We start from the raw sequence: 26,997 nt of genomic DNA, 5'->3' as shown, positions 1-26,997 counted from the left end.
AGGGGAGAGGGTTCATAGCGCGCTCGCGTGCGGGAGGGCCGACCAGCACCGCCGTTCGCCCTCTCCTCTGCGGGAAAGGGCTGGGATCGGGTATCACACTGGCCTGAGCCTGCCATGGCGTTTGCTTGCGCGGCTCCCCGCAAGCCCGGCCCCTCATCTGCTCTCTCCCGGAGGGGAGAGGGTGCAAGCCACGTCACCGCGCCGGCTGCGCCTGCATGCGGAAGTGCAGTTCGCCGCCGGCAAGGATCTGCCCGTGGTGCAGGAACGGCTTGGCCAGCGGCTTGCCGTTGAGGGTGACCTCGCCGACGTAGGGGTGTGCGTCGTCCAGCGGTGCGGCGCTGATGGTGAAATCCCTGCCGTTGGCCAGGTGCAGCGTGGCCCGTTCGACGAACGGCCTGCCGATGGCGTAGACGTCGCTGGCGGGCGTCACCGGATAGAAGCCCATCGCGGTAAACACGTACCAGGCCGACATCTGGCCGAGGTCATCGTTGCCCGACAGGCCGTCGGGCCGCGCCGCGTACTGGCTGTCCATGATCTGCCCGAGCCGCTGCTGGGTTTTCCACGGCGCGCCGGCGTAGTCGTACAGGTAGGCGATGTGGTGGCTGGGCTCGTTGCCGTGGGCGTACCAGCCGATCAGGCCGGTGATGTCCTCCACATGCTTGAAGTGCGCCGGGTCGATCTTCGCGTCGAACACCCCGTCGAGGCGCTGGATGAACTTCGCGTTCCCGCCCATCGCCTGGATCAGCCCCGGCACGTCCTGCGGGACGTACCAGGAATACTGGTAGGCATTGCCCTCGGTGTAGTCGGTGCCGTAGCCGGCGGCGGCAGGATCGAATGGCGTGCGGAAATTGCCGTTCGACAGCCGCGCGCGCATGAAACCGGTCCGGGGATCCCACGCGTTCTTCCAGTTGCCGGCGCGCTTGTCGAAGGTGGCAGCGACGTCATCGCGCCCCATCGCCCTGGCCATCTGCGCCAGCGACCAGTCGTCATAAGCGTATTCAAGCGTCTTGGAGGCACCTTCCGGCTCCTTGTCGATCGGCACGTAGCCGAGCTGCATGTAGTCGGCCAGGTCGCCGTACGGCCCGTACGTGGCGCTGGCGACCATGGCGTCCAGTGCCTTGTCCGCATCGAAGCCGCGCACGCCCTTGATCCAGGCGTCGGCGATCACCGGTACGGCGTGGTAGCCGATCATGCACCAGGTCTCCAGGCCCTGGTACGCCCACACCGGCAGGATGCCGAACGGGCTCGCCTCGCGCGCGGCGATCAGCGAGCGGATGAAGTCGGTGCTGCGTCCGGGGTTGAGCAGGACCATCAGCGGCTGCTGCGCGCGGTAGACGTCCCACAGTGACCAGGTCGAGTAGAACTCGTAGCCGTCGGCCTGGTGCACGGCGTGGTCAGGCCCGCGGTACTGGCCGTTGGCGTCCATGCTCAGCGTGGGCGAGAGCATGGCGTGGTAGAGCGCCGTATAGAACTGTTTCCGCACGATGGCCGATGCATCGATGTCGATCACCGCCAGCGCCTTGTCCCAGGCCGCCTTCGCCTGCGCGCGGCGGGCGTCAAAATCCCATCCCTTGCCGTCCACGTCGAGGTTCGCCACGGCATTGGCGGCGCTGACCGGCGAGATCGCCACCTTCACTTCCAGCGGCCTGGCGAGCCTGCCGAAGTCGAACACGCAGACCAGCGCGCGGCCGTTCTGCGCGTCGCGGTCGACCGGCTGGTTGCCGGGCCCCTTGAAGCCCTTGTAGACCACGTCGTTCTCGCGGTCGTACAGCGTGCGCGCGGTGATCGGCTGGTTGAAGCGCATGGCGAAGCACAGCTCGCGCCCCGGCGCCCAGCCGCGGGTGGTGCGGCAACCGGTGACCGTCCCGTCGTCGTGCACCTGCAGGCGCGACCACAGCACCTTGCCCGGGTAGTCGTAGATGCTCGGGCGCAGGTCCAGCAGCAGGTGCGCGCTCTTGCCCTCGGGGAAGGTGTAGCGGTGCCAGCCCACGCGGCGTCCGGCGGTGAGCTCCGCCCGGATGCCGTAGTCGGCCAGGGTCACGGCGTAGTAGCCGGCCTGCACGACTTCCGTGGCATGGTCGAAACGCGAGCGGTAACCACTGCCCGGCTTGGCAGGATCGCCCGACTCCAGCCTCACCTCGCCCGCGATGGGCATCACCAGCACGTCGCCCAGGTCCGAGTGGCCCGAACCGGAGAAGTGCGTATGCGAGAAGCCCAGGATGCTGTCGTCGCCATACTGGTAACCGGCGGCCCACTTGTAGGCGTGCTTGAAGTCCGGCATCGCCGTGTCCGGCGAGAGCTGGATCATGCCGAAGGGCACCGTGGCGCCGGGAAACGTGTGGCCGTCGCCGCCCGTGCCGATGCGCGGGTCGACTTCGCCCGCGTGGCCGGCGGCCGCAAGGGCAAGGCCGGGTGCAAGGGCCAGGGCGAAGGCAAGGCAGGACAGGCGGACGGCCATCGGGAGGCTCCATTTGGATCGTTCCAAATACCTACGCTAGCAGCGCGCCGCCCGCGGCGCATGTTGCGCTGCGTGAAGCCGGTTCGCTCAGGATCGGCTAGATTTGGATCGTTCCAAACCGTCCTTTTCCCGGGTGCCCAATGGAAAGCAACACCCCGCTCGGCCGCAAGGTCACCGTGCGCGACATCGCCGCGGCCTGCGGCGTCTCGCGCGCCACCGTATCGCTGGTGCTGCGCGACAGCCCGCTGGTCAACAAGGACACCCGCGCCCGCGTCGAAGAAGAGCTGCGGCGCCAAGGCTACGTCTACAACCGCGCTGCTGCCAACCTGCGCCGGCGCACCTCCTCGTCGATCGCGCTGGTGATCAACGAGCTGGCCAACCCGTTCTTCGCGGAGTTCGCCGCGGGCGTGGACGATGTGGTGGGCGAGGCGGGCATGGTCACCCTGCTGGGTTCGTCCAGCGAGTCGCCCAAGCGCGAACAGGCCGTGCTCGGCTCGCTGATCGAGCATGGCCCCGGCGGCATCATCCTCTCGCCCGCCGAGGGCAGCGATGCCCGCCAGGTGCTGGCCGCGGTCGGCGCGCGCACGCCGCTGCTGGTGTTCAACCGCGAACTCAGCGGCGAGCAGCCCGAATACGCGCACTGGGATTCGCTGGCGCTGGACAACCAGCAGGGCGCGCGCGAAGCGACCGCCCACCTGATCGCGCAGGGCCACCGGCGCATCGCCTTCTTCGGCGGCCACGGCGATTCCTCCTCCTGCCGGCAGCGCCGGGCGGGCTACCGTGAGGCGATGAAGGCCGTCGGGTTCCCGATGGCGCCGCACTGGGAGGTCGAGTGCCTGCCCACCCGCCTGGATGCGGCCCGCTGCGCCGAAGCTTTGTTCAAGGCCGATCCCGCGCCCACCGCGGCGGTCTGCTACAACGACGCGGTGGCACTGGGCCTGATGCACGGCCTCGCCGAGCGCGGGCTGGCGCCGGGGCAGGATTTCGCGTTGACCGGCTTCGACGACATCGCCGAGGCCGCGCTTGCCACGCCCTCGCTCACCACGCTCGCCGCCGCGCCGCGCGCGCGCGGGCGCCAGGCCGCGCAGATGCTGCTGGAGCGCCTGCGCGATCCGGAAGCCGAAGCACGGCGCATCGTCGCGCCGGTCAAGCTAGTGATCCGTGCCAGCAGTTGCCCGCCCCTCGCCTGACAGGACCGAAGGAGTCCCCCATGGCCATCACGCAAGCTCCCAACCGGTCGCCCGCCGCCCCTGCCGACGGGCCGCGCGAGCGCTATACCACCTATCCGGCAGCACTCGCGGTGGTCACCACGATCTTCTTCATGTGGGGCTTCCTCACCTGCCTCAACGACATCCTCATTCCGCACCTGAAGGCGCTGTTCGAGCTGAACTACAAGCAGGCGATGCTGGTGCAATTCACCTTCTTCGGCGCGTACTTCCTCATGTCGCTGCCCGCCGGCCGGCTGGTGGCGCACCTGGGCTACAAGCTCGGCATCGTCGCGGGACTGGCGATCGCCGGGCTCGGCGCCGCCGGCTTCTGGCCGGCGGCGGGGCTGCACTCCTACCCCGCCTTTCTCGGCGCATTGTTCGTGCTGGCCACCGGCATCACCGTGCTGCAGGTGGCCGCGAACCCGTACGTGGCGCTGCTCGGACCGGCGCGAACCAGCTCCAGCCGCCTCACGCTGGCGCAGGCGCTCAATTCGTTCGGCACGTTCCTGGCACCCCACTTCGGCGGCCTGCTCATCCTCGCCGTCGCCGTGAAAAGCTCGCTCGAAGTCGCCCAGCTCTCGCCCGCCGAGCAACTGCTCTACCGGGCGCAGGAAGCGCAGGCCGTGCAGGGGCCCTACCTTGGGCTGGCCATCGCGCTGTTCGTGCTGGCCGTGCTGGTGTACCTGTTCCGCCTGCCGGCGCTGGAGGAAGCCACCGAGCAGGCCGACCGCGGGCACCACACGCTGCTCGACGCGCTGCGCATCCCGCACGTGCTGTTCGGCGTGATCGCGATCTTCTGCTACGTCGGCGCGGAAGTGGCGATCGGCAGCTTCATGGTCAACTACCTGTCGCTGCCGCGCATCGGCAACATGCCCGAGACCACGGCCGCGACCTACGTGTCCTACTACTGGCTGGGCGCGATGATCGGCCGCTTCGCCGGCTCCTGGCTGATGACCCGCTACTCGCCGCGCGCGCTGCTGGCACTGTTCGCCGCGGTCAATATCGTGCTGCTGGCAGTCACCATGAGCACCGCCGGCATGACCGCCACCTGGAGCATCGTGGCGATCGGCCTGTTCAACTCAATCATGTTCCCGACCATCTTCACGCTGGGCATCGAGCGGCTCGGGCCGCTGACCGAAAAGGCTTCCAGCCTGCTGATCATGGCGATCGTGGGCGGTGCGGTGATTCCCTTCGCTCAGGGTGCGCTGGCTGATGCCATCGGCGTGCAGGCGGCCTTCGTCCTTCCGGCGGTGTGCTACGCCTACATCGTGTTCTACGGCCTGCGCGGTTCGCGCATCGTTGGCGCAGCGCTGGAGGATCGATGAGCCGTCCGATCCTCTGCTTCGGCGAGGCGCTGATCGACTTCCACGCCGAGGGCAGCGGCGCGACCGGCTTCCCGCGCGCGTTCGTGCCCTTCGCCGGCGGCGCGCCGGCCAACGTGGCGGTGGCGGTGGCGCGCCTGGGCGGCGCGGCGCGCTTCGCCGGGATGCTCGCGCGCGACCCGTTCGGCGACTTCCTGCTCGACAGCCTCCAGCGCGCCGGCGTGGGCGTGGCCGACGTGGCGCGCACCGACGAAGCCAACACCGCGCTGGCATTCGTCAGCCTGGACGCCCGCGGCGAGCGCAGCTTCAACTTCTATCGCCCGCCCTCGGCGGACCTGCTGTTCCGCCCGCAGCACTTCCGTGCGCAGGCGTTCGATGACGCCGCGGTGTTCCACGTCTGTTCCAACAGCATGACCGACCCCGATCTCGCCGAAGCCACCCGCGAGGGCATGCGCCGCGCGCACGCCGCCGGCGCGCTGGTCAGCTTCGACCTCAACCTGCGCCCGGCGCTGTGGCCGCGGGAGTCGAACCCGCGTCCCTCGGTATGGCCGGCGCTGCACCTGGCAGACGTGGTCAAGCTGTGTGCCGAGGAATTCGCCTGGCTGGCCGAGGACGGCGCACTGCTCAATCGTCTGTGGCGCGGTCGCACGCGCCTGCTGGTGGTCACCGACGGTCCGCGGCCGCTGCGCTGGTTCCGCCGCGACGCAAGCGGCGAGCTGCCCTGTCCGCAGGTGACGGCGGTCGACACCACGGCCGCGGGCGACGCCTTCGTCGGCGGCCTGCTGTACCGGCTCGCCGCGCTCGGCCATGCCGACGCCTTCGAGGCGCTGCTGCGCGACGACGCGGCGCTTGAAGGGATGCTCTCCTTCGCCGCCGCCTGCGGCGCACTCACCGTCACCCGCCAAGGCTCGTTCACCGCGATGCCGAGTGCGGCGGAAGTCGACGCCTTCCTGGAATCGAACCGATGAACACCCTCCCCGACTTCCGCAGCGAGAGTTTCCTGCGCGAGCACATCGCCCGGACCATGGCGTTCTACCACCCGCGCGCGATCGACCCGGCGGGCGGCTTCTTCCACTACTTCAGGGACGACGGCACGATCTACGACCGCAGCCATCGGCACCTGGTCAGCAGCACGCGCTTCGTCTTCAACTACGCCTTCGCGGCGATGGAGTTCGAAGACCCCGCCTACCTGGAAGCCGCGCGCCACGGCCTGCGCTACCTGCGCGACGTGCACCGCGACCCGGCCACCGGCGGCTACGCCTGGACCCTGCGCGACGGCCAGCCGGACGACCGCACCAACCACGCCTACGGCGTCGCCTTCGTGCTGCTGGCCTGCGCCAGCGCGCTGCGCGCCGGTCTGGTCGAGGCCGAGCTGTGGATGGACGAGACCTGGGCGCTGCTGGAGAGGCACTACTGGGACGCCGCGGCCGGCCTCTACCGCGACGAGGCGGACGCGAACTGGCACTTCTCCTCCTACCGCGGCCAGAACGCCAACATGCACATGTGCGAGGCGATGCTGGCCGCCTACCAGGCCACGGACGACGTGCGCTACCTCGACCGCGCGCTGCTGCTGGCCGACCACATGACGCGGCGCCAGGCGGCCAAGGCCGGCGGCCTGGTGTGGGAACACTACGACGCCGACTGGAACGTCGACTGGGACTACAACCGCGACAACCCGCGCCACCTGTTCCGCCCCTGGGGCTTCCAGCCCGGCCACCAGACCGAGTGGGCCAAGTTGCTGGTGATCCTGGAGTCGCACCTGGCCGGGCGCGGCCGCGAGGAACGCTGGCTGCTGCCGACCGCCCGGCATCTGTTCGACACCGCGCTGATGCGCGCCTGGGACCCGAAGCACGGCGGCATCCATTACGGTTTCGCGCCCGACGGCAGCATCTGCGACCCGGACAAGTACTTCTGGGTGCAGGCCGAGTCGCTGGCTGCCGCGGCGCTGCTGCACGCACGCACCGGCGAGGCGGTGTATGACCAGTGGTACGAGCGGTTGTGGGCGTACGCGTGGGAGCATTTCGTGGATCACGAGCACGGCGCGTGGTATCGCATCCTCACCCACGACAACCGCAAGTACGACGACGAGAAGAGCCCGGCCGGCAAGGTCGACTACCACACCATGGGCGCCTGCCACGAAGTGCTCGCGCTGATCCGCGCCGGCGGCCAACCATGAACAGGGGACTTTCGATGAAGGCACTCGCAGTCTGCATGGCCGGCGCGCTGGCGCTGGCTGCCACGCTCGCCGCCGCGGCCGACGCGCCGCGCTACGACCCGCTTCAGACCTTTGCCCCGTTCACCTACCCCGACCCGGTCAACGCCTACCGCTCCGGCGACGGCAAGCCGGGCCCGCTGTTCTGGCAGAACCGCGCCGACTACACGATCGAGGCCACGCTGGACCCTGCCAGCCGCCTGCTCAGCGGCCACGAGACGATCACTTACACCAACCACAGCCCCAGCGCGCTGGACGTGCTCTGGCTGCAGCTGGACCAGAACCGCTACAAGACCGATGCGCGCGGCGCGTTCACCAGCGAGTTCCCGACCGAGTTCACGCACGGCTACCAGATCGCCTCGGTGCAGGTGGAAGACGGCAGCGGCCACCTGACGCCGGTGAAGTGGGTCGTCTCCGACACCCGCATGCAACTGCGCCTGCCCGAAGCGGTGAAGGCCAAGGGCGGCAGCGTGCGCGTGCACATCGCCTGGAGCTTCACCGTGCCGGGCGAGTTCGGCGGCCGCATGGACGTCAACGCGAGCAGGAACGGCGACATCTTCGAGATCGCCCAGTGGTATCCGCGCCTGTGCGTCTACGACGACCTGCGCGGCTGGGACACCTCGCCCTACCTCAACAGCGAGTTCTATCTGGAGTACGGCGACTTCGACTACAAGGTCACCGTCCCCTCGGACATGATCGTCGCCGGGTCCGGCGAGCTGGTGAACCCGCAGGAGGTGCTCACGCCGACGCAGATCAAGCGGCTGGACGAAGCCCGCCACAGCGACAAGACGGTGATGATCCGCACGCCGGCCGAAGTCACCCAGCCGTCCAGCCGTCCCAGGCAGGGCGGCACGCTGACCTGGCACTTCCGCATGCAGAACACCCGCGACGTCGCCTTCGGCGCATCCAGGGCGTACGTATGGGACGCCGCCCGCATCAATCTGCCGCACGGCAAGACCGCGCTGGCGATGTCGGTCTATCCGGTCGAGAGCGAGTGGAGCCGGGCCACCGAGTTCCTCAAGGCCTCGGTCGAGTACTTCTCCAGGCAGTGGTTCCCTTATCCCTGGCCGGTGGCGATCAACGAGGCCGGCACTGCCGGCGGCATGGAGTATCCCGGCATCACGTTCGACCACAAGCGCGCCAAGGGCGGCGGCCTGCACGGTCTGATCGCGCACGAGATCGGACACACCTGGTTCCCGATGATCGTGGGCTCCAACGAGCGCCGCCACGCCTGGATGGACGAGGGCTTCAACACCTTCGTTGACATCTACGAGGACGAGGCCTTCAACCACGGCGAGTTCGCACCCAAGCGCGATGGCGAGTACGCGCCGGGCAAGGGCAATCCGGCGGACGAGATCGCCCAGGTGATCGCCGATCCGGACGCGCCAGTCCTGCTCAACGGCGCGGATGAAACGAGCGAGAAGTACCGCCACCCGATCAGCTACTTCAAGAGCGCCTTCGGCCTGGTGCTGCTGCGCGAGCAGATCCTCGGACCGGAGCGCTTCGACGACGCGTTCCGCAAGTACATCGCGACCTGGGCCTTCCACCATCCCTCGCCGTCGGACTTCTTCCGCTTCATGGAGAGCGAAGCGGGAGAGGACCTCGGCTGGTTCTGGCGTGGCTGGTACCAGCACAACTGGACCTTCGACATGACGGTGCGCAAGGTGCAGCCGATCGACGGCGACTGGACGCACGGCGCGGCGGTGACGGTGGCAAACCTGGACCGGCTGGTGCTGCCGAACACGCTGCGGGTGACCTACGACGACGGCAGCACCAAGGACGTGCGCGTGCCGGTGGAGACCTGGCAGCAGCACCGCGAGTACGTGGTGCGGGTCGCTGGATCGCGCAAGGTGGTGTCGGCCATGCTCGACCCGGCGCACGCGCTGCCGGAGGCGGATCGCGCCAACGACGTGTTGAAGGTGAAATAGCCGGCGGGTTGCCCCCATCCGCCTGTCGACACCTTCCCCCGTGGAACGGGGGAAGGCTCACTGGCCACACCTCGCAAGCTTGCCGAAAGCCCGACCCCGAGCCTTCCCCGACCACGAGGGGAGGCTCGCTGGCCATACCTCGCAAGCTTGCCGAAAGCGCCACCCCGGTCCTTCCCCCGTTCACGGGAAAGGCTCGCTGGCCACACCTCGCATGCCTGCCGAAAGCGCCAACCCGATCCTTCCCCCGTTCACGGGGGAAGGTGCCCGCAGGGCGGATGGGGGAAGCCCCGCCTCAGCCCTTCGGCAACCGCTGCTGCAGCTTGGCCAGGCCTTCCCAGGGATCGGTCTTCAGACTCCGCGCCCGCTCCATCGCGGCCTGCATGCCGAAAGCAGCGCCGCCTCCGACCTTCCCCAGTTCGTCCCACCGCAATGGCATCGCCACCGGCGCGCCCACGCGCGCCCGCAGCGACCAGCTGCAGACGCTGGTCGCCCCGCGCGCGTTGCGCAGCCAGTCGATGAAGATCTTCCCTTCCCGCTGCGCCTTGCTGGCCGTGGCGATGTAGCGGTCGGGCGCGCGCTCGACCATCGTGTCCGCCACCCGCTCGCAGAAATCCTTTACCGCCTGCCAGCCGGGCCCGCGCCGGAACGGCACCACCACATGCAGGCCCTTGCCGCCGCTGGTGCGCACGAAGCTCGTCAGCTGCATCTCATCGAGCAGCTCGCGAATGCCGCGCGCACCATCCACCACGGCCTTCCACGCCACGCCTGGCGCGGGATCGAGGTCCAGCACGATGCGGTCCGGCGAATCGGGCTTGTCGACGCGCGAGCCCCACGGATGGAACTCGATCGTGTTCATCTGTACCAGCTGCAACAGGCCCTTGCGATCGCGGATGTAGACGTAGTCGTCCTCGCCACCCTCCTTTTCCTCCAGCGGAATGGGCCGCACGCTGGAGCCGAGCTTGGCCGCGTGGTGCTTCTGGAAGAAGCAGGCGCTGTCGGTGCCTCCGGGACAGCGCACCATCGACAGCGGCCTGTTGACGATCTCGGGGAGAATCCAGTCGGCGACGGCCGCGTAGTAGGCAGCCACCTCGCCCTTGGTGATGCCGTCGTCCGGATAGACCACGCGCGAAGGGTGGGTGATGCGCACGCCGGCGACGTCGACCGGCTTGTCGGCGCGTGGCCGGCGACTGGCAGCCTCGGTGGTTTGATCGTGCATGGTCACGCATGCCTCATGTGCAGGAGCGCACAGGTGCGCGACCGGGATGCATGGCGGTCGCGCACAGGTGCGCTCCTACAGGGGATCATCCGGCCTTGCGCCCCTTGCGCGTGGCGGTCGCCTTCTTGGCCGGGCTCTTGCGCGAGGCCTTCTTGGTCTCGGGCTCGGCCTTCTTGGCGGCCGCCTTCTTCGCCGCAGGCTTCTTCTCGGCCTTGTCCGACTTCTCCGGCTCGTCCTTGCCTTTGGCCGGCGTGCGCTGCTTGCCCTCGATGCTCTTCTTGAGCAACGCCATGAAGTCGACCACGTTGGTGGTGGCGTTGGCGTGCGTGGGCTCCTCTTCCTCGAGCGTGGTGGTGACGCCCTTGCTCTTGAGCCGCTGCTCGATCACCGCGGTGAGCCGCTCGCGGAACTCGTCCTTGTAATGCTCCGGCTCGAACTTGCCGGACATCGACTCGATCAGCTCGCCCGCCATGTCCAGCTCGCGGTCGCTGATGCGGTATTCGGAAGCCGCCTTGTCCGGCAACGCGTACTCGTCGGCGTCGACCAGCTCCTGCGGGAAGCGCAGCAGGATCAGCATGAGCGCCTCCTCCTGCGGCATCACCGCGCACAGGTACTCGCGGGTACGGATCACCACCCGCGCGATGCCGATCTTGTTCGTGCGCTTGAGCGTCTCGCGCAGCAGCACGTAGCCCTTCTCGGCCTTCTTCCCGGGCACCAGGAAGTAGGGCTTCTCGAAGTACGCGGGGGTGAGCTGGCCGGCGTCGATGAAGGTATCGATCTCCACCGTCTCGTGCGCTTCGGCCGCCGCGCTGCGGATGTCCGATTCCTCCAGCACCACGTAGTTGCCCTTGGAATACTCGTACGCCTTGACGATGTCCTTCCAGGGCACCTCTTCGCCCGATTCGGCATTGACGCGCTCGTAACGCACCGGCTGGTTGTTGCGCTGGTCGAGCATGCGGAAGTGCAGGTCGACCTTGCGCTCGGCGGTCATCAGGCGGATCGGGACGTTCAGCAGCCCGAACGACAGCGTGCCGGTCCAGATGGGGCGAGCCATGGCCTACCTCCAAAAATGGCGGGTCTGGAGGTTTGACACGCGGGGCGTGCATGAAACGCCAAGGATTCGCGCTGGCACCCACGCCAACGATCGTCCAGACTTGGCTTGATGAGCGCCCTGCCCGCCACTGCCCGCCTGCTTGCCTGCGCCGCCCTGCTGTGTCCGCTCGCCGCGGGCGCGGCCGGGCATCGCTACCGCTACGACACGGTGCACAGCCAGATCCTCTTCAGCGTGAGCCACGATGGCTATTCGCGTCCGTTCGGCCGCCTGCACATCGCGCGCGGCTGGCTGCGCTTCGATCCGGACGACTGGAGCCACGCCGCCACGACGCTGGACATCGACCTGGCCAGCCTCGACATGGGCGACGCGGACTGGAACGCCGCGGTCCTCAAGCCTGCTTTCCTCGACGCGGACAAGGCGCGCTACGCCCACTTCGCCAGCACCTCGGTCGAACGCAGGGACGACCATCACGGCGTGCTGCATGGCAACCTGACCTTGCGGGGCCTCACCCGTCCCGTCGACATTCCGTTTACGTTCAACCGCCAGGCGCGCACCATCTTCGGCCTGCACACCGTCGCCGGTTTTTCCGCCACCGCCATGCTCGACCGCACCGATTTCGGCATGACCGCCAACCAGGGCTCGATCGGCCAGCACGTGTCCGTGTGGCTGGAAATCGAGGCCATCCGCGAGGAACGCCACCAGGAGGACGCCGATGTTGCGAAATGACGAGTGGCGCTGGGGCGCCGTCGCCAAGTTCTTCCACTGGACGATCGCGTTGCTCATCCTGGGCAACGGCGTGTTCGGCCTGCTGATGGACCTGGCCAGCTCGCCGATGCAGAAGGTCAACTGGATGGCGCTGCACAAGTCGATCGGCCTCACCGTGCTTGCGCTGTTCGTGTTGCGCGTTCTGTGGCGTGCGTTCAACCGCCCGCCGCGCGAGTTGCCGGCGCCACGCTGGCAACTATGGGCCGCGCGCGTGGTTCACGCCGTGCTGTACGTCCTGGTCGCCGCGCTGCCGCTGTCGGGCTGGTGGTTCAACTCCGTCCGCGGTTACCCGCTGCAGTTCTTCAAGCTGTTCAACCTGCCCGCGATCGCCGCGAAGAACCCCGACCTGCGCCGCTTCTCGCACGAGGTGCATGAATACCTTTTCTGGATCCTGTTGCTTGTGCTCGTGGCCCACGTCGGCGCGGCGCTCAAGCACCATGTGTTCGACAACGACGACGTGCTTCGCCGGATGTGGCCGTTCGCCCGCCTGCGTCGCCAGTCCAAGGGAGATACTGCATGACCCGACCGGCCCTGCGGCACCTGGCTCCGCTGCTGTTCTGCCTCGCCTTGCCGATGGCGGTCTCGGCCACCGATTACCGCGTGCTGCAGGACCAGAGCACGCTCGGCTTCACCGCGACCTTCCAGGGCGCGCCGTTCCAGGGCAGCTTCGCGCAGTGGCACGCGGCGATCCGCTTCGACCCGGCACACCTGGCGCAATCGAAATTCGACGTGGCCGTGGACACCACCAGCGCCAGCACCGGCGATGCCGACCGCGACGGCGCGCTGCCAGGGGCGGACTTCTTCAACGCGACCAAGTACCCGCAGGCCCGCTACGTGGCGACCGAGTTCGTCCAGGCCGGTACGCACGTCATCGCGCGGGGCCGGTTGACCCTGCGCGGCGAGGCCCACCCGCTCGACCTCACCGTGACCTTCACCCCGCAACCGGGCGGCACCGCGCTGATGGACGTCAGCGGCACGCTCAAGCGGCTGGACTACGGCGTGGGCGGGGGCGAGTACGCCGACACCTCGGTGATCGGCAACGACGTGACCGTCAACGCGCACTTGGTGCTCGCGCCGAAGTAGCGCTCCGCGGAACCCCCATCCGCCTGTCGGCACCTTCCCCGTGGAACGGGGAAGGCTCACTCGGGGAGCGCCCGCTTCGATCGTTCTCCATTCCACGGAGGCAGGCTCATCCGGGGAGCGCCCGCTACGGTCCTTCCCCCGTTCCACGGGGGAAGGTGCCCGAAGGGCGGATGGGGGAAGCCTTGCCTCAGCCCCTCACGAACCTCCGCACCGCCTCCGCATCGAACGGCCAATCGAGCTCCCGCCCGTCCCTGGCATCGCGCAATACCGGCACCCGCGTGCCGTAGCGTTCCTCGAGCGCCTCATCGTCATCCACCCAAACGCTGTCGAACTCCGGCGCCCGCGCCGCGGCAAGCACGGCGAGCGCCTGGTCGCACAGGTGGCAGTAGTCGCGCTGGTAGAGAACAAGGTCGGCCATGCGGCGGCGAATGGACTGCCAAGCGTGAAGGGGGCGCGTAGAATAACGGGTTCACCCCATCCCACGCAGCGCACCCATGGCCGTCAGCGTTTTCGACATCTTCAAGATCGGCATCGGGCCGTCGTCCTCGCACACGGTCGGGCCGATGCGCGCGGCTGCCCGCTTCGGCGAGCGCTGGCTGGAGGAGAAGGGCGTGCTCGATCGCGTCGCGCGCGTACGTGCCGAGCTCTACGGCTCGCTGGCGATGACCGGCCGCGGCCATGGCACCGACAAGGCAGTGCTGCTGGGCTTCGAAGGCCACCACCCGGACACGATCGATCCGGACCTCATCCCCGACATCCTCGCCCGCATCCGCGCCACCCGCAGGCTGTGCGTGCTGGGCAAGCACGAGATCGCCTTCGACGAGAAGGCCGACCTGGTCTTCAACAAGCGCCAGAAGCTGCCGCTGCATACGAACGGCATGCGTTTCACCGCCTACGACGCGGACGGGAACGAGCTGGCCACGCGTGATTACTATTCGGTCGGCGGCGGCTTCGTGGTGAACCACGACGAGGCGGCCGAAGACCGCATCGTCGCCGACACCACCGAACTGCCCTACCCGTTCTCCACCGGCGACCGCCTGCTGGCGCTGTGCGAGCAGCACGGCATGACCATCGCCCAGCTGATGATGGCCAACGAAAGCGTGTGGCGCCCGGAGACGGAAACCCGCGCCGGCCTGCTGACCATCTGGAAGGCCATGGCCGATTGCGTCTCGCGCGGCCTGCGCTCGCCCGGCACCCTGCCCGGCGGCCTGCACGTCGCGCGCCGCGCCCCGGCGATGGCCGATGAGCTGCGCAACCAGCCCGAGGCCGCGCTGAAGGACCCGCTCACCATCCTGGACTGGGTCAACCTCTACGCGCTGGCCGTCAACGAGGAAAACGCCGCCGGTGGCCGCGTCGTGACCGCGCCGACCAACGGCGCCGCCGGCATCGTGCCCGCGGTCGGCCACTACTACCTGCGCTTCTGCCCGAAGGCGGACGAGAACGGCATCGTCGACTACCTGCTGACCGCCGCCGCCATCGGCATCCTCTACAAGGAAAACGCCTCCATCTCCGGCGCCGAAGTCGGCTGCCAGGGCGAGGTCGGCGTCGCCTGCTCGATGGCCGCCGGCGGCCTCACCGCCGCGCTGGGCGGCAGCATCTGGCAGGTCGAGAACGCCGCCGAGATCGGCATGGAACACAATCTCGGACTCACCTGCGACCCCATCGGCGGCCTGGTGCAGATTCCCTGCATCGAGCGCAACGCCATGGGCTCGGTCAAGGCCATCAACGCCAGCCGCATGGCGCTCAAGAGCGACGGCAAACACCGCGTCAGTCTGGACAAGGTCATCAAGACCATGCGCGACACCGGGCGGGACATGAAGGACAAGTACAAGGAAACCAGCCGCGGCGGGCTGGCGGTGAACGTCATCGAGTGCTGAGCCTGCGGGCGTCCGCTCGCCCCGTGGCAGCCCGACAGAGCCTATTTGATCGTCCTTCCTTCGTCTTCGAGAAACGCAGCGCTCAGCGTGGCGTGTTGCCGGGCAAGCGGCAACAGCGTCGGATAGAACTGCACGAAGGTCGTATCCACCGCCCCGTGGGCGGCGTGGCAGGCATAGCACGGCGCGCTTTGCGGGATCCGTTTGGCCGAAGTCTTCCCGTCGAAGCCGAAAAAGGCCCAGCCGCTGAAGCGCGCGGTGTCCTTCACGTGGACCTCGACATCCTGCGCGCCTCCGCGCTGGTAGTAGCCGTGCCGGTTTATCGAGCCGCGGCTGGTCGAATCGCGCATTTCAAGCACGATCTGCGTCTTGTCGGGCCAGGTGCCGGTGCGGACGAACTCGCGGTAGCTCTCCGGATCCACGAACGTGTTGTCGAAAGTCGGCTCGCCAGCCGGGGCCTTCTCGCTGTAGCTCATGCCCAGGCCGGCACTGAGGAAGACCCACTCGCGGTAATCCGAAGGCAGCACCAGCTCGCCATCGGCAGTGTAGACCGGGACGCGGGTACGGCTGGCGGCAGTCTCGCTGGCGGAAACCGGCACGGCCAGTGCAAGAGCGACGGCGAGCGGCAAGTAGCGGGTGATGGCGAGCACGAGGGGAGTCCGGGGAACAGTGGGAAACAGTGTGGCGCCGGGAAGCACGGCGGGAAGGACAGGATGCCGACGGTTCCGGCCAGAATTCAGCGGGAGAAGCACTCGCGGTAGGCGTGGGGCGAGGTGCCGTAGCGCGCCCGGAAGGCGCGACGGAACGCATCCGCGCTGCCGAATCCGACACCCGCGGCGATGCGTTCGACCGATGCGCGGCTGACCGTCAGCCGAAGGCAAGCCTGTTCCAGCCGCAACTTCTCCACGAAACGCGCCGGCGTCGTGTCGAAGGTGTCGGCAAACACCCGGCGGAAGTGGCGCGTACTCATGGCGACCTGTTCGGCCATGCGCTCGACGCTGAGGTGGCTGTCGAGGTGCGCCAGCAGCCAGTCCACCAACGCGCCCATCCGACGATCGCCCTGCGCTTGCGCAGCCAGCGGTGCCGAGAACTGCGCCTGGTTACCCGGTCGTCTCACGTACATCACCAAATGGCGGGCCACGCTGAGGGCGGCCGGGGCGCCCAGGTCCTCCTCGACGAGTGCGAGCGCCAGGTCCATGCCGGCGGTCAACCCTCCCGACGTTGCGAAAGATCCGTCGCGAATGAACAGGCGGTCCGGGTCCACGCGCAGAGCCGGATGCCGGCGCGTCAAATCGTCCGCGAACTGCCAGTGCGTGGTAACCGCCCGACCGTCAAGCAAACCGGTCGCCGCGAGGATGTAGGCGCCGGTGCAGACCGAAACGACGCGACGCGTCAGCAGCGCCCGCTCGCGCACCCAGCCCAGCAGCCTCGCGTCGCGATCAAGGCCTTGGCGGGCGCCGGCGCCACCGGGGATCAACAAGGTGTCCAGCGGCGGTGCGCCTTCGAGCGCATGATCGGGCACGATGGCCAGGCCGTTCTCCGCGCGCACCGCGTGGGTGCCCAGGCCTATGACGCAAAGCTCATAGCTCGGCGAGCCCGACCCGAACGCGTTGGCTGCGCCAAATACGTCCAGCGGACCGGCCAGGTCGAGCGCCTGCATATCGTCATAGGCGAGCAGGCCGATGGTTTTGATCGAGTTGGGTCTGGTCATCTCGCCATCGTAATCGGCCCCGCGGGGGGCAAGCCTACGGGGTTACTGCACCGCCGCATGCATGGTTGTCCGAGCGATGCTACCGTGCCGTATAGATCGATCTAAATCATAGGCCATCATGGGCTGCCCGCCACCCAATCCAAGCGTGCCCGGCTGCATCCCCGGCCTGCGGGGTTCCTGCGCGAGTGAGCGGGCGTCCTGATGCGCAATCCCACCCCCGCGCTGCTCGAAGTCGCCGCCAATTCGGTCGCCTCCGCGCTCGCCGCGCAGGAAGGTGGCGCCGGGCGGGTGGAGTTGTGCGCGGCGCTGGAGCTGGGGGGCGTGACGCCTTCCTACGCCGAGATTGCCACCGCGCGGGATCGGCTGACGATTCCGCTGTACGTGTTGATCCGGCCGCGCGCGGGCGATTTCCTATACAACGACTTCGAGTGCGAAGTGATGCTGCGTGACGTCGAGGCCTGTGTGGCGCTGGGGTGCGACGGCGTGGTGCTTGGCGTGCTGGACGCCGAGGGTCGGGTCGACCAGGCGCGATGCCGGGCGCTGGTCGGTGCGGCCGGGCGGCTGGGCGTCACGTTCCATCGTGCCTTCGACATGGTCGCGGACCCGGCTCAGGCGTTGGAGGCGGTGATCGGGCTGGGGTGCGAGCGCGTGCTCAGTTCCGGCGCGCGGGCGAGTGCGATGGAGGGCGCGGTCGCCTTGGGCGCATTGGTGCAACAGGCGGCCGGGCGGCTGGTGGTCATGCCCGGTGCGGGTATCCATGCCGGCAACATCGCTGCGCTGGCCCAGGCGACGGGCGCGCGAGAGTTCCATGCTTCGGCGAAGCGTGCGTTGCCGTCGGGCATGCGCCATCGGCAGACAGGGCTGGATGGCATGACGACGGGTGAATGGCGAAGCGACGCGGCGGAAGTCCACGCGATGGTATCGGTGCTCCAAGACCTGGCCGCCCGCGACATCGCGGCCTCGGCCCAGCGCGGAGTGTCATGACGATCCAGCCCGCGCCCGCCAGAACGCGCCTGATGCCGGGCCTGGCCGGCTTCGTCGGTGCGCTGCTGTTGACGGGTCCGGGGTGGGCGGCACCGGCGACGCAGCGTCTGGACCAGGGCTGGCAGGTCCGCCTCGCAGCGGGCGATGCGCACGAGGCGGAGCACCCGCAAGCGGCCCGCTGGCTCGCCGCCACCGTGCCGGGCACGGTGCAGACCGACCTGATGGCGGCCGGGCTGGTGGCCGATCCCTTCGTGGGACAGAACGAGGCGGCGATCCAGTGGGTGGGCTTGTCCGACTGGACCTACCGCACCCGTTTCGATGTGGATGAGGCCACGCTGGCGCGCCGCCACGTCCAACTGGTGTTCGACGGGCTGGACACCTTTGCCGAGGTCTACCTCAACGGGCACAAGCTGCTCGACGCGGACAACATGTTCCGGCGTTGGGCCGCACCCGCGAAGCCCTGGCTGCACGCTGGCGGCAACACGCTGGAAGTGCGGCTGTTCTCGCCCATCAAGCGCCTGCAGCCCTGGCTCAAGCGGCAGCCGTACGCGTTGCCGGGCGAGTTCGACTCGGCCTTCGGCGACGAGCCCAAGGGCCTGCAGACGGCCAACTACGTGCGCAAGGCCGCCTACCAGTACGGCTGGGACTGGGGTCCGCGCATCGTGACCGAAGGCATCTGGCAGCCGGTGCATCTGGACAGCTGGGACGGGCCGCGCGTGGCCGAGTTCCATGTCGCGCAGAAGCGCCTGGATGCGCAGGCGGCGCAGTTGGCCGTGCAACTGGACATCGACGCGGACAGCGACGCCTCGTTGCCCGCGGAAATACGCGTGTACGGGCCGGATGGCCAGCCGGTGGCCCGGCGGCTTGCGGATGTGGAAGTGCTTGCGGGCCGCCACCGCGTGGGCGTGCCACTGACGATCGACCATCCGAAGCGGTGGTACCCGGCAGGGTACGGCGCGCAGGACCTGTACACGGTCCGCGTGCGGCTGGGTGACAGCGACAGGCCGCTTTACGAAGGTTCGCACCAGATCGGGTTGCGCACGGTCGAGCTTCGGCGCGAGAAGGACCGCTGGGGCCGCAGCTTCGCGTTCGTCGTCAACGGCATCCCGATCTTCGCCAAGGGTGCCAACCTGATTCCGTTCGACAGCTTCCCCACCCGCGTGGATGAGGCGCGCATGCGCCAGACGCTCGCATCGGCACGCGCGGCGAACATGAACATGCTGCGCGTCTGGGGCGGCGGCTACTACCTGCCCGACGCCTTCTATGCGATGGCCGACCGCATGGGGCTGATGATCTGGCAGGACTTCATGTTCGGCGGCGCGATCCCGCCGCGGGACGCCGCCTTCGTGGCGAACGTCCGCCAGGAGGCAGTCGAGCAGGTCGAGCGCCTGTCCGACCATCCGTCGATCGTGCTCTGGTGCGGCAACAACGAGGTGCAGAGCAGCTGGTTGTCGTGGGGCGACCGCAAGGCGCTCCAGCGCTCGCTGGCGCCGGAGGAAAACGAACGCATCAGGCAAGGCATGGGCGACCTGTTCGGCAAGGTGCTGCGCGAGGTGGTCGCGAAGAACGATCCCGACGTGCCCTACTGGCCGAGTTCGCCCAGCCAGGGCGGCGATGGCTTCGCCAACAGCCTGGACGACGGTGACTACCACTACTGGGACGTCTGGTCGGGCGAGGCCAGACCCGCCACCGCCTACCTGGACATCACACCGCGTTTCCAGTCCGAGTACGGCCTGCAGTCGTTCCCTGACCTGCGCACGATCCGTGCGTTCGCCGGTGCAGCACCGTTGCAGGCGGATGCGCCGGTGCTGCGCGCGCACCAGAAGTTCGACGGCGGCAACGGCGACCGGCGCCTGCTCGACTACGTGCGGCGGGAGTACGGCGAGCCGAAGGACTTTCCCGCGCTGGTGTACCTGAGCCAGGTGATGCAGGCCGACGGCATCGCGCTCGCGGCCGAGCACCTGCGCGCCTCGCGGCCAAGGTCGATGGGTTCGCTTTACTGGCAGCTCAACGACCTGTGGCCGGGCGTGACCTGGTCGAGCATCGATGCGTACGGCCGATGGAAGGCACTGCAGTTCCGTGCCCGACGGTTCTACGCGCCGCTGCTGGTGGCGGCGTTGCGTCATCAGGGAACGACCACCGTGTCGCTGGTCTCCGACCGCACGACACCGCTTGCCGCGCACTGGCGGCTGCGCCTGATGGACTTCGCCGGCCACGTGCGGCGCGAGGAAAACCACGACGTGACATTGGCTCCGCTGGCAAGCACGCAGATCGCCCGTTACACCGATGCGCAACTGCTCGATGGCGCCGATCCACGCGCCACGTTCGCCGCCTTCGAACTGATCGCAGACGGCAAGCCCGTCTCGCGCAACCTGGTGTTCTTCGCGCTGCCGAAGGACCTGCGCCTTCCGCAGCCACACGTCCATGCGCAACTCGCGCCTGCGGCAAGGGGTTACACGCTGACGCTCACCACCGATGCGCTGGCGCGCGACGTGTGGGTGTCTTTCGGCGATCTCGATGCCGGCCTGTCGGACAACGGCTTCGACCTGCTGCCGGGCGAGCCCGTCACGCTGGATGTCGAGAGCAAGGCCTCGGCCGAGGCGCTCCGGCAAGCCCTGCAGGTGCAGGACCTTGCACATGCCATGGAAACTGCGCCATGACCACCCGCCGCGACTTCCTCAAACTGCTGGGCACCACGGCAGCCGCCGGCGCCATCGGCGACGTCGCCATGGCCCGCACGCCCGGCTTTGCCAGCAAGCGCCCGCCGCCGGGCAAGCGCCGCTTCACCAGCGACGTGGTGGAGCGCGAGCTGGCGCGCGTACAGGCCCGCATCGGCGATCCCAAGCTCGCCTGGATGTTCGGCAACTGCTATCCGAATACGCTCGACACGACGGTCGAGCTGGGCACGCTGGAGGGCAAGCCGGACACCTTCGTGATCACCGGCGACATCGAGGCGATGTGGCTGCGCGATTCCTCCGCGCAGGTTGCGCCCTACCTGCCGCTGGCGAAGCAGGACCGCGCGCTGCAGCGGCTGTTCCATGGGCTGATCCGGCGCCAGGCGCGCTGCATTCGCCTGGATCCCTACGCCAACGCGTTCATGCCCGATCCGCACGCCCAGCCGCTGTCGTGGGCGCGCAGCGACGAAACCGACATGAAGCCCGGCGTGGGCGAGCGCAAATGGGAGGTCGACTCGCTGTGCTGGCCGATCCGCCTGGCGCACGGCTACTGGCAGGCAACCGGCGACACCACGCCGTTCGACGATGACTGGCGCGCGGCCATGCACCGGGTCGTGCAAACCTTCCGCGAGCAGCAACGCAGGCACGGCCGCGGCCCGTACCACTTCCAGCGCACCAGCGACCGCCCCACCGAGACGCTGGCGCTGGAGGGCTACGGCAACCCGACACGCCCCAACGGCATGATCCACTCGATGTTCCGGCCGTCCGACGACGCGTGCCTTTACCCCCTGTTCGTGCCGGCCAACCTGTTCGCCGTGGCCTCCCTGCGCCAACTCGCCACGATGAGCCGCGCCATCCATCAGGACGCGGGCTTTGCCGGCGACTGCACGGCGCTGGCCGACGACGTGGCCAAGGCCATCGAACGCGACGGCCGCGTGCCCGATGCCGACGGCGACTACTGGGCCTACGAGATCGACGGCTACGGCAACCGCCTGTTCATGGACGACGCCAACGCGCCGAGCCTGCTCAGCCTGCCCTACCTCGGTTGCTGCGCGACCGCCGATCCGCGCTACCGTCGCACCCGCGCGCGCGCCTGGAGCGAACAGAACCCGTATTTCTTCCGCGGCACGGCGGCCGAGGGCATCGGCGGCCCGCACGAGGGCCTGCGCATGATCTGGCCGATGGCGATCACCATGCGCGCGCTGACCAGCAACGATCCGGCCGAGATCCGCCAGTGCCTGCGCTGGTTGCGCGACACCGATGCGGGCACCGGCTTCATGCACGAGGCGTTCGACCAGGATGACCCCGCGCACTTCACGCGCGCGTGGTTCGCCTGGGCCAACAGCCTGTTCGGCGAGCTGATCGTCAAGCTCGCCGACACGCAACCCGCCTTGCTGCGCAACCCGTGAACCCACTTTCCACCCCGGGGCCGGCATCCGTGTTGCCGCCCACCGACCCACAGGAGAACTCGACATGGTGACCCGCAGACGCTTCCTGCAAGGCATGGGCGCCCTGACCGCACTGGGCGGCGCCGGCACGCTGCCGGGTTTTGCGATGAGCCGGCTGGGCGCCGGCCGTTCATCGATGGGCGCGGGCGAAGGCGTCTCGCGCTTCGTGGATGTGTTCGTCGGCACCGGCGGCCATGGCCACACCTTCCCGGGTGCTGCCCTGCCCTACGGCATGGTGCAGTTGAGCCCGGACACCAACGACGCCGGCTGGGACGCCTGCTCGGGCTACCACCAGCGCGACGGGTCGATCATGGGCTTCTCGCATACGCACCTCTCGGGCACCGGGGCCAGCGACATGCTGGACGTGCTGGTGATGCCGGCGCAGGGGCCGGTGCTGCTGCAGCCGGGCGAGCGGGGGCTACCGGACAAGAACTACCAGTCGCATTTCGACGAAGCGGCGTTCGCGAGCACGCGTCTGCCGCCCGATGCGGTCGGCCAGCCCGGCCATGGCTACCGCTCGCGCTACGACGGCGAGCAGGCGCAGCCCGGCTACTACCGCGTGCACCTGACCGACCACGACATCCTGGCCGAGCTGACCGCGACGCTGCGCGCCGGCCTGCATCGCTACACATTCCACGGCGAGGGCGACGGCCACCTGCTGGTCGACCTGGCGCACGGCTTCCACGACGATCCCGACGTGCCGGCCAAGGTCAGCGACGCGACCCTGAAACTCGTTGGCGACGACCTGCTGGTCGGCAGCCGGCGCGTGCACCAGTGGGCGAACGGGCGCTACATGTATTTCGCCATGAAGCTCTCGCGCCCGGTCGCCCGCGCCGCGCTGTACAGCGACGACACGGCCCTGCCCACTGGCTCGCGCGAGGCGCACGGCAAGCACCTGAAGGCCGCGCTGCATTTCAGCGACGTGGCGCGCGAGCCGCTGCTGGTGAAGGTCGGCATCTCGGCCGTCGACATCGACGGCGCGCGGCGCAACCTGGAATCGGAAGTTCCCGGTTGGGACTTCGAGGGCGTGCAGCAGCAGGCCGCCGACACCTGGGAGCGCGAGCTCTCGCGCATCCGCATCGACAGCCCGTCCGAGCCGGTCAAGCGCACCTTCTACAGTGCGCTCTACCACACCATGCTGGCGCCTACGCTGTTCAGCGATGTGGACGGCCGCTACCGCGGCATGGACCTGAAGGTGCATACGCTGCCCAAGGGCCAGCACAACTACAGCACTTACTCGCTGTGGGACACCTACCGCACGCTGCATCCGCTGCTCACGCTGTTCCAGAGCGAGCGCGTGCCCGACCTGGTCAACGGCCTGGTGCGCATGACCGCGGAAAGTCCGGACGGGCCGCCGGTGTGGCCGCTGCAGGGGGTGGAAACCGGCACCATGATCGGTTACCACTCGATCGTGGTGATCGCCGAGGCGCACGCCAAGGGCTTCACCGGCATCGACTACGCCAAGGCCTGGCCGCTTTTCCGCAAGCGCGCGATGGACGATGACTACCGCGGCCTGCCGGACTACCGCAAGCTGGGCTACATCCCGGCCGACAAGGAGTGGGAGTCGGTCAGCAAGACGCTCGAGTACAGCTACGACGACTGGGCGATGGCGCACCTGGCCGAGGCCGTCGGCGCGCACGACGACGCGAAGCACCTGCGCGAACGCTCGCGCAACTACCGTAACGTGTTCGACAAGAAGCTCACCTTCGTGCGCCCGCGCGGCAGCGACGGCAAGTGGCTGCAACCGTTCGACCCTCGCGCGATGGGCCATGGCGCCAAGTGGCGCGACTTCACCGAGTCCAACGCCTGGGAAGCGACCTTCCTCAACCAGCACGACCTGTACGGCTACATGCCGCTGTTCGGTGGCGAGCAGGCGTTCGAGCGCAAGCTCGACGAATTGTTAGAGACCAGCTCGGCGCTGCCCGGCGACGCGCCGCCGGATATCGCCGGCATGGTCGGCCAGTACGCGCACGGCAACGAGCCCAGCCACCACGTGGCCTACCTCTATGCCTACACCGGCGCGCACCACAAGACGCAGGCGCGCGTGCGCATGCTGCTGGAAAAGATGTACCGGCCCGAACCCGACGGGCTGGCGGGCAACGAAGACTGCGGACAGACCAGCGCGTGGTACGTGATGGGGGCGCTCGGGCTGTACCCGGTCGATCCGGTGAGCACGAACTACGTGTTCGGCAGTCCGCTGCTCGACCAGGCCGAGGTGATGCTCGCTGGTGACAAGAAGCTGGTGGTGCGCACGCAGGGGAACGGGCCAGACAAGCCGTACATCCAGTCGGTGCGCTTCAACGGCAAGCCGTGGACCAAGAGCTGGATCAGCCATGCGGAACTGGCGACCGGCGGAACGCTGGAGTTCGAGATGGGCGCGACGCCGAACCTGAAGTTCGGTGCGGCGCCCGCGGACCGGCCGCCGTCGTTCGGACAGGCGGCGCCGGCGGGCAAGGTTTAGCTCCGGGTGCGAGCCAAAGCGGGTGTCATGACCCCGGTACCCCTGGCCTCGGCACGAACGGAGAATGTAGCCCTCTCGCGTAGGGACTCGCGGCGGGAAAGGGGTAGAGGCTTACCTCGCTCCCCCAAACCGAATCCTTCCCCCGCGACTGCGGGGGAAGGTGCCGACAGGCGGATGGGGGCGCTCTTGCGCCGGATCGACGGGTAAGTCTTTCGCAAGACTTCCCCCATCCGCCCTTCGGGCACCTTCCCCCGCAAGCGGGGGAAGGATTCTGTTGTCAGCGGACGGTTGGCAGGAAGGCTTCCAGGAGCGCGCCGCGGCATTTCTGTTCGGTAGCAACGCCGCCCCGCACAACCGAATCCTTCCCCCGCGACTGCGGGGGAAGGTGCCGACAGGCGGATGGGGGCGCTCTTGGGCCGGATCCACGAGCAGGCTTTTCGCAAGACTTCCCCCATCCGCCCTTCGGGCACCTTCCCCCGCGTGCGGGGGAAGGATCCGCTTTGGTGGAAAGCCTCCTACAGCACGAGGCACCCGCTCCCCGGGGAGAGCGTCGCACTCATCCCAACCAGACATCCGGACGTCCGCGGGCCCAGGTAGCCGCCATCGCAGGTGACATGCCCGGTCCACTTTGCGACCATCACCGTTTTGGCGCTCAGCGCCTGACAGACACAGGGGCCCTCGATGGCGAACCAGACTTCCATCCGGCGTGACGTCGGTCCTTTCGCACTCATGTTCACAGGCCTGGGCTCGATCATCGGTTCGGGCTGGCTGTTCGGCGCCTGGAACGCCGCCAAGCTGGCCGGTCCCGGCGCGATCTGGGCCTGGGTGCTCGGCGCGGCGATCATCCTGTCGATCGCGCTGACCTACGCCGAGCTGGGCGCGATGTTCCCCGAGTCCGGCGGCATGGTGCGCTACGGCCACTACTCGCACGGCTCGCTGGTCGGCTTCATCGCGGCATGGGCGAACTGGATCGCGATCGTCTCGGTGATCCCCGTCGAAGCCGAAGCCTCGGTCCAGTACATGGCCGGCTGGAAATGGCAGTGGGCGCAGGACCTCTACCACGCGGTGCCCGGTGCCCACGGCGAGCTCAGTCCACTGGGCGTGGGCATCGCCGCGGTGCTGGTCGTCGTGTACTTCCTGCTCAACTACTGGAGCGTCAAGCTGTTCGCCAAGTCGAACAGCCTGATCACGCTGATCAAGCTGATCATCCCGGCGGCGACCGGCATCGCGCTGATCGCCAGCGGCTTCCACGGCGAGAATCTTGCGGTCGGCGCCGCCGGCGGCAGCCACGCGAACGATTTCGCTGCGATCCTCACCGCCGTGGCCACCGCCGGCATCGTGTTCAGCTTCAACGGCTTCCAGAGCCCGGTGAATCTCGCCGGCGAAGCGCACAACCCGGGCCGCAGCATTCCGTTCGCGATCATCGGCGCGATTGCGCTGGCGACCGTGGTCTACGTGCTGCTGCAGATCGCCTACCTTGGCGCGGTGCCGCCGGATCTGCTGGCGCAGGCCGGCTGGAAGGGCATCAACTTCAGCTCGCCGTTCGCCGAGCTGGCGGTGCTGGTCAACCTCAACTGGCTGGCGATCCTGCTCTACGCCGACGCCTTCGTCAGCCCCAGCGGCACCGGCATGACCTACACCGCCACCACCGCCCGCATGATCTACGGCATGGAGCGCAACGGCACGCTGCCGCGCATCTTCGGCCGCATCGACCCGAAGTCCGGCGTGCCGCGCCCGGCGATGTGGCTGAACCTGGTGGTGTCGTTCCTGTTCCTGTTCTTCTTCCGCGGCTGGGACTCGCTGGCCGCGGTGATCTCGGTGGCGACGATCATCTCCTACCTGACCGGCCCGGTCAGCGTGATGACGCTGCGCCGCACCGCGCCGGAACTGCACCGCCCGTTCAAGCTGGCCGGCCTGCCGGTGATCGCCGGCATCGCCTTCATCATGTCGGCGGAACTGCTGTACTGGGCCAAGTGGCCGCTGACCGGCGAAATCATCCTGCTGATGGTGGTCGCGCTGCCGGTGTACTTCTACTACACGGCCAAGCACGGCTGGCACGAGTTCGGCCGGCACCTGAAGGGTGCGTGGTGGCTGATCGCGTACCTGATCACGCTGGCGGCCGTGTCGCGCATCGGCAGCGCGAAATTCGGCGGCCTGGACTACATTCCCTATGGCTACGACCTCGCCGTGGTCGGGGTGATCGGCCTGGTGTTCTACCTGTGGGGCGTGGCGTCGGGCTGGCGCACGCCGGCCATCGAGGCCGAGCGCGAGCAGGCGGCGCAGCATCCGGATGCGTTGCAGATCCCGCCGGACGAGGAAGAGGCCGAGAAGATCACCGGCCACTGACCCGGACCCATCATCACGACCCGACGCGCGGCCATGAGCCGCGCGTTTTTTTTGCAAGCAGCGCTCACGCCGTCCATACATGCGGCTTACCGCTTACGCGACAACATCGTCCGCGTTGCGCCCTAGGGTCAGGCGGTCAAGACGCGCCGGCGGGGGGTGAACATCGTCGACCAGATGGATCCGCCACGGCCCGGCGGGAAAAGGAACCCTTCCGGCGCGAGGGCGGTGACTGCCGTGTTCACCGACACGCCG

General features: G+C 68.5%; 20 protein-coding genes. 14 read left to right on the top strand and 6 right to left on the bottom strand.

Annotated elements, in window-relative coordinates:
• Window positions 1-193: 193 nt before the first annotated feature.
• Entirely contained in the window at window positions 194-2,458 is a 2,265-nt protein-coding gene (locus ACFWZU_RS01045; protein WP_439699557.1) for a GH92 family glycosyl hydrolase, read from the bottom strand.
• 140 nt (window positions 2,459-2,598) lie between these two features.
• Here ACFWZU_RS01045 and ACFWZU_RS01040 point away from each other — a divergent pair, with 140 nt between their 5' ends.
• Genes ACFWZU_RS01040 through ACFWZU_RS01020 form a run of 5 tightly spaced genes read left to right on the top strand, consistent with a single transcriptional unit; the run spans window position 2,599 to window position 9,128 of the window.
• Window positions 2,599-3,648, top strand: a complete 1,050-nt coding sequence (locus tag ACFWZU_RS01040) for a LacI family DNA-binding transcriptional regulator (RefSeq protein ID WP_439699556.1) — start codon at window positions 2,599-2,601, stop codon at window positions 3,646-3,648.
• 20 nt (window positions 3,649-3,668) lie between these two features.
• On the top strand, window positions 3,669-4,991 hold the full coding sequence (locus tag ACFWZU_RS01035; protein ID WP_439699555.1) for a sugar MFS transporter: 1,323 nt from the start codon (window positions 3,669-3,671) through the stop codon (window positions 4,989-4,991).
• On the top strand, window positions 4,988-5,956 hold the full coding sequence (locus ACFWZU_RS01030) for a carbohydrate kinase family protein (protein ID WP_439699553.1): 969 nt from the start codon (window positions 4,988-4,990) through the stop codon (window positions 5,954-5,956). The genes ACFWZU_RS01035 and ACFWZU_RS01030 overlap by 4 nt, the downstream gene beginning before the upstream one ends.
• Complete coding sequence (locus ACFWZU_RS01025; protein ID WP_439699552.1) at window positions 5,953-7,164, top strand: AGE family epimerase/isomerase; 1,212 nt, start codon at window positions 5,953-5,955, stop codon at window positions 7,162-7,164. Before ACFWZU_RS01030 ends, ACFWZU_RS01025 begins: the two co-directional genes overlap by 4 nt.
• 14 nt (window positions 7,165-7,178) lie before the next feature.
• Entirely contained in the window at window positions 7,179-9,128 is a 1,950-nt protein-coding gene (locus tag ACFWZU_RS01020; RefSeq protein ID WP_439699550.1) for a M1 family metallopeptidase, read from the top strand.
• A gap of 292 nt (window positions 9,129-9,420) precedes the next feature.
• Here ACFWZU_RS01020 and ligD read toward each other — a convergent pair whose 3' ends face one another.
• A complete protein-coding gene (gene ligD / locus ACFWZU_RS01015; RefSeq protein ID WP_439699549.1) occupies window positions 9,421-10,344 on the bottom strand; it encodes a non-homologous end-joining DNA ligase in 924 nt (307 codons plus the stop codon).
• An 85-nt stretch (window positions 10,345-10,429) separates the two neighbouring features.
• Window positions 10,430-11,398, bottom strand: a complete 969-nt coding sequence (locus tag ACFWZU_RS01010; protein ID WP_439699548.1) for a Ku protein — start codon at window positions 11,396-11,398, stop codon at window positions 10,430-10,432.
• A gap of 108 nt (window positions 11,399-11,506) precedes the next feature.
• On the opposite strand from ACFWZU_RS01010, the gene ACFWZU_RS01005 reads away from it, so the two are divergent.
• Genes ACFWZU_RS01005 through ACFWZU_RS00995 form a run of 3 tightly spaced genes read left to right on the top strand, consistent with a single transcriptional unit; the run spans window position 11,507 to window position 13,246 of the window.
• Complete coding sequence (locus tag ACFWZU_RS01005; protein ID WP_439699547.1) at window positions 11,507-12,124, top strand: YceI family protein; 618 nt, start codon at window positions 11,507-11,509, stop codon at window positions 12,122-12,124.
• Window positions 12,111-12,683: a cytochrome b gene (locus ACFWZU_RS01000; protein WP_439699546.1), complete on the top strand. Its 573-nt coding sequence runs from the start codon at window positions 12,111-12,113 to the stop codon at window positions 12,681-12,683. Before ACFWZU_RS01005 ends, ACFWZU_RS01000 begins: the two co-directional genes overlap by 14 nt.
• Window positions 12,680-13,246: a YceI family protein gene (locus ACFWZU_RS00995; RefSeq protein WP_439699545.1), complete on the top strand. Its 567-nt coding sequence runs from the start codon at window positions 12,680-12,682 to the stop codon at window positions 13,244-13,246. Before ACFWZU_RS01000 ends, ACFWZU_RS00995 begins: the two co-directional genes overlap by 4 nt.
• Window positions 13,247-13,433: 187 nt before the next feature.
• Here the strand turns inward: ACFWZU_RS00995 and ACFWZU_RS00990 are convergent, their stop codons facing one another.
• Window positions 13,434-13,664 carry a glutaredoxin family protein gene (locus ACFWZU_RS00990; protein ID WP_439699544.1) on the bottom strand — a complete coding sequence of 77 codons (231 nt, stop codon included), beginning with the start codon at window positions 13,662-13,664 and terminating at the stop codon, window positions 13,434-13,436.
• 76 nt (window positions 13,665-13,740) lie between these two features.
• Between ACFWZU_RS00990 and ACFWZU_RS00985 the strand changes: the two genes are divergently transcribed.
• Window positions 13,741-15,123 (top strand): L-serine ammonia-lyase, encoded by a 1,383-nt coding sequence (locus tag ACFWZU_RS00985; protein WP_439699543.1) that lies wholly within the window; start codon window positions 13,741-13,743, stop codon window positions 15,121-15,123.
• A 41-nt stretch (window positions 15,124-15,164) separates the two neighbouring features.
• Here the strand turns inward: ACFWZU_RS00985 and ACFWZU_RS00980 are convergent, their stop codons facing one another.
• Both ACFWZU_RS00980 and ACFWZU_RS00975 read right to left on the bottom strand, forming a co-directional pair.
• Window positions 15,165-15,770 carry a cytochrome P460 family protein gene (locus tag ACFWZU_RS00980; RefSeq protein WP_439699542.1) on the bottom strand — a complete coding sequence of 202 codons (606 nt, stop codon included), beginning with the start codon at window positions 15,768-15,770 and terminating at the stop codon, window positions 15,165-15,167.
• An 86-nt stretch (window positions 15,771-15,856) separates the two neighbouring features.
• The gene (locus tag ACFWZU_RS00975) at window positions 15,857-16,831 is read right to left on the bottom strand and encodes a GlxA family transcriptional regulator (protein WP_439699541.1); all 975 of its coding nucleotides are present in this window, start codon (window positions 16,829-16,831) and stop codon (window positions 15,857-15,859) included.
• Window positions 16,832-17,032: 201 nt separating this feature from the next.
• Between ACFWZU_RS00975 and ACFWZU_RS00970 the strand changes: the two genes are divergently transcribed.
• The 5 genes from ACFWZU_RS00970 to ACFWZU_RS00950 all read left to right on the top strand — a co-directional run bounded on the left by ACFWZU_RS00970 (window position 17,033) and on the right by ACFWZU_RS00950 (window position 26,745).
• Window positions 17,033-17,815: a copper homeostasis protein CutC gene (locus ACFWZU_RS00970; RefSeq protein ID WP_439699540.1), complete on the top strand. Its 783-nt coding sequence runs from the start codon at window positions 17,033-17,035 to the stop codon at window positions 17,813-17,815.
• The gene (locus ACFWZU_RS00965) at window positions 17,812-20,475 is read left to right on the top strand and encodes a beta-mannosidase (RefSeq protein WP_439699539.1); all 2,664 of its coding nucleotides are present in this window, start codon (window positions 17,812-17,814) and stop codon (window positions 20,473-20,475) included. The genes ACFWZU_RS00970 and ACFWZU_RS00965 overlap by 4 nt, the downstream gene beginning before the upstream one ends.
• Window positions 20,472-21,899: a glycoside hydrolase family 125 protein gene (locus ACFWZU_RS00960; RefSeq protein ID WP_439699538.1), complete on the top strand. Its 1,428-nt coding sequence runs from the start codon at window positions 20,472-20,474 to the stop codon at window positions 21,897-21,899. Before ACFWZU_RS00965 ends, ACFWZU_RS00960 begins: the two co-directional genes overlap by 4 nt.
• A gap of 64 nt (window positions 21,900-21,963) precedes the next feature.
• A complete protein-coding gene (locus ACFWZU_RS00955) occupies window positions 21,964-24,399 on the top strand; it encodes a GH92 family glycosyl hydrolase (RefSeq protein WP_439699537.1) in 2,436 nt (811 codons plus the stop codon).
• A gap of 681 nt (window positions 24,400-25,080) precedes the next feature.
• Entirely contained in the window at window positions 25,081-26,745 is a 1,665-nt protein-coding gene (locus ACFWZU_RS00950) for an APC family permease (RefSeq protein WP_439699535.1), read from the top strand.
• Window positions 26,746-26,997 lie beyond the last annotated feature (252 nt).

Origin of the sequence: Frateuria sp. GZRR33 (assembly GCF_051900425.1) — a bacterium.
In the GTDB taxonomy this organism is placed as follows: domain Bacteria; phylum Pseudomonadota; class Gammaproteobacteria; order Xanthomonadales; family Rhodanobacteraceae; genus Frateuria_A.
Note: the sequence above shows the minus strand (reverse complement) of the source record. Positions and strands in the feature narration are given on the sequence as shown.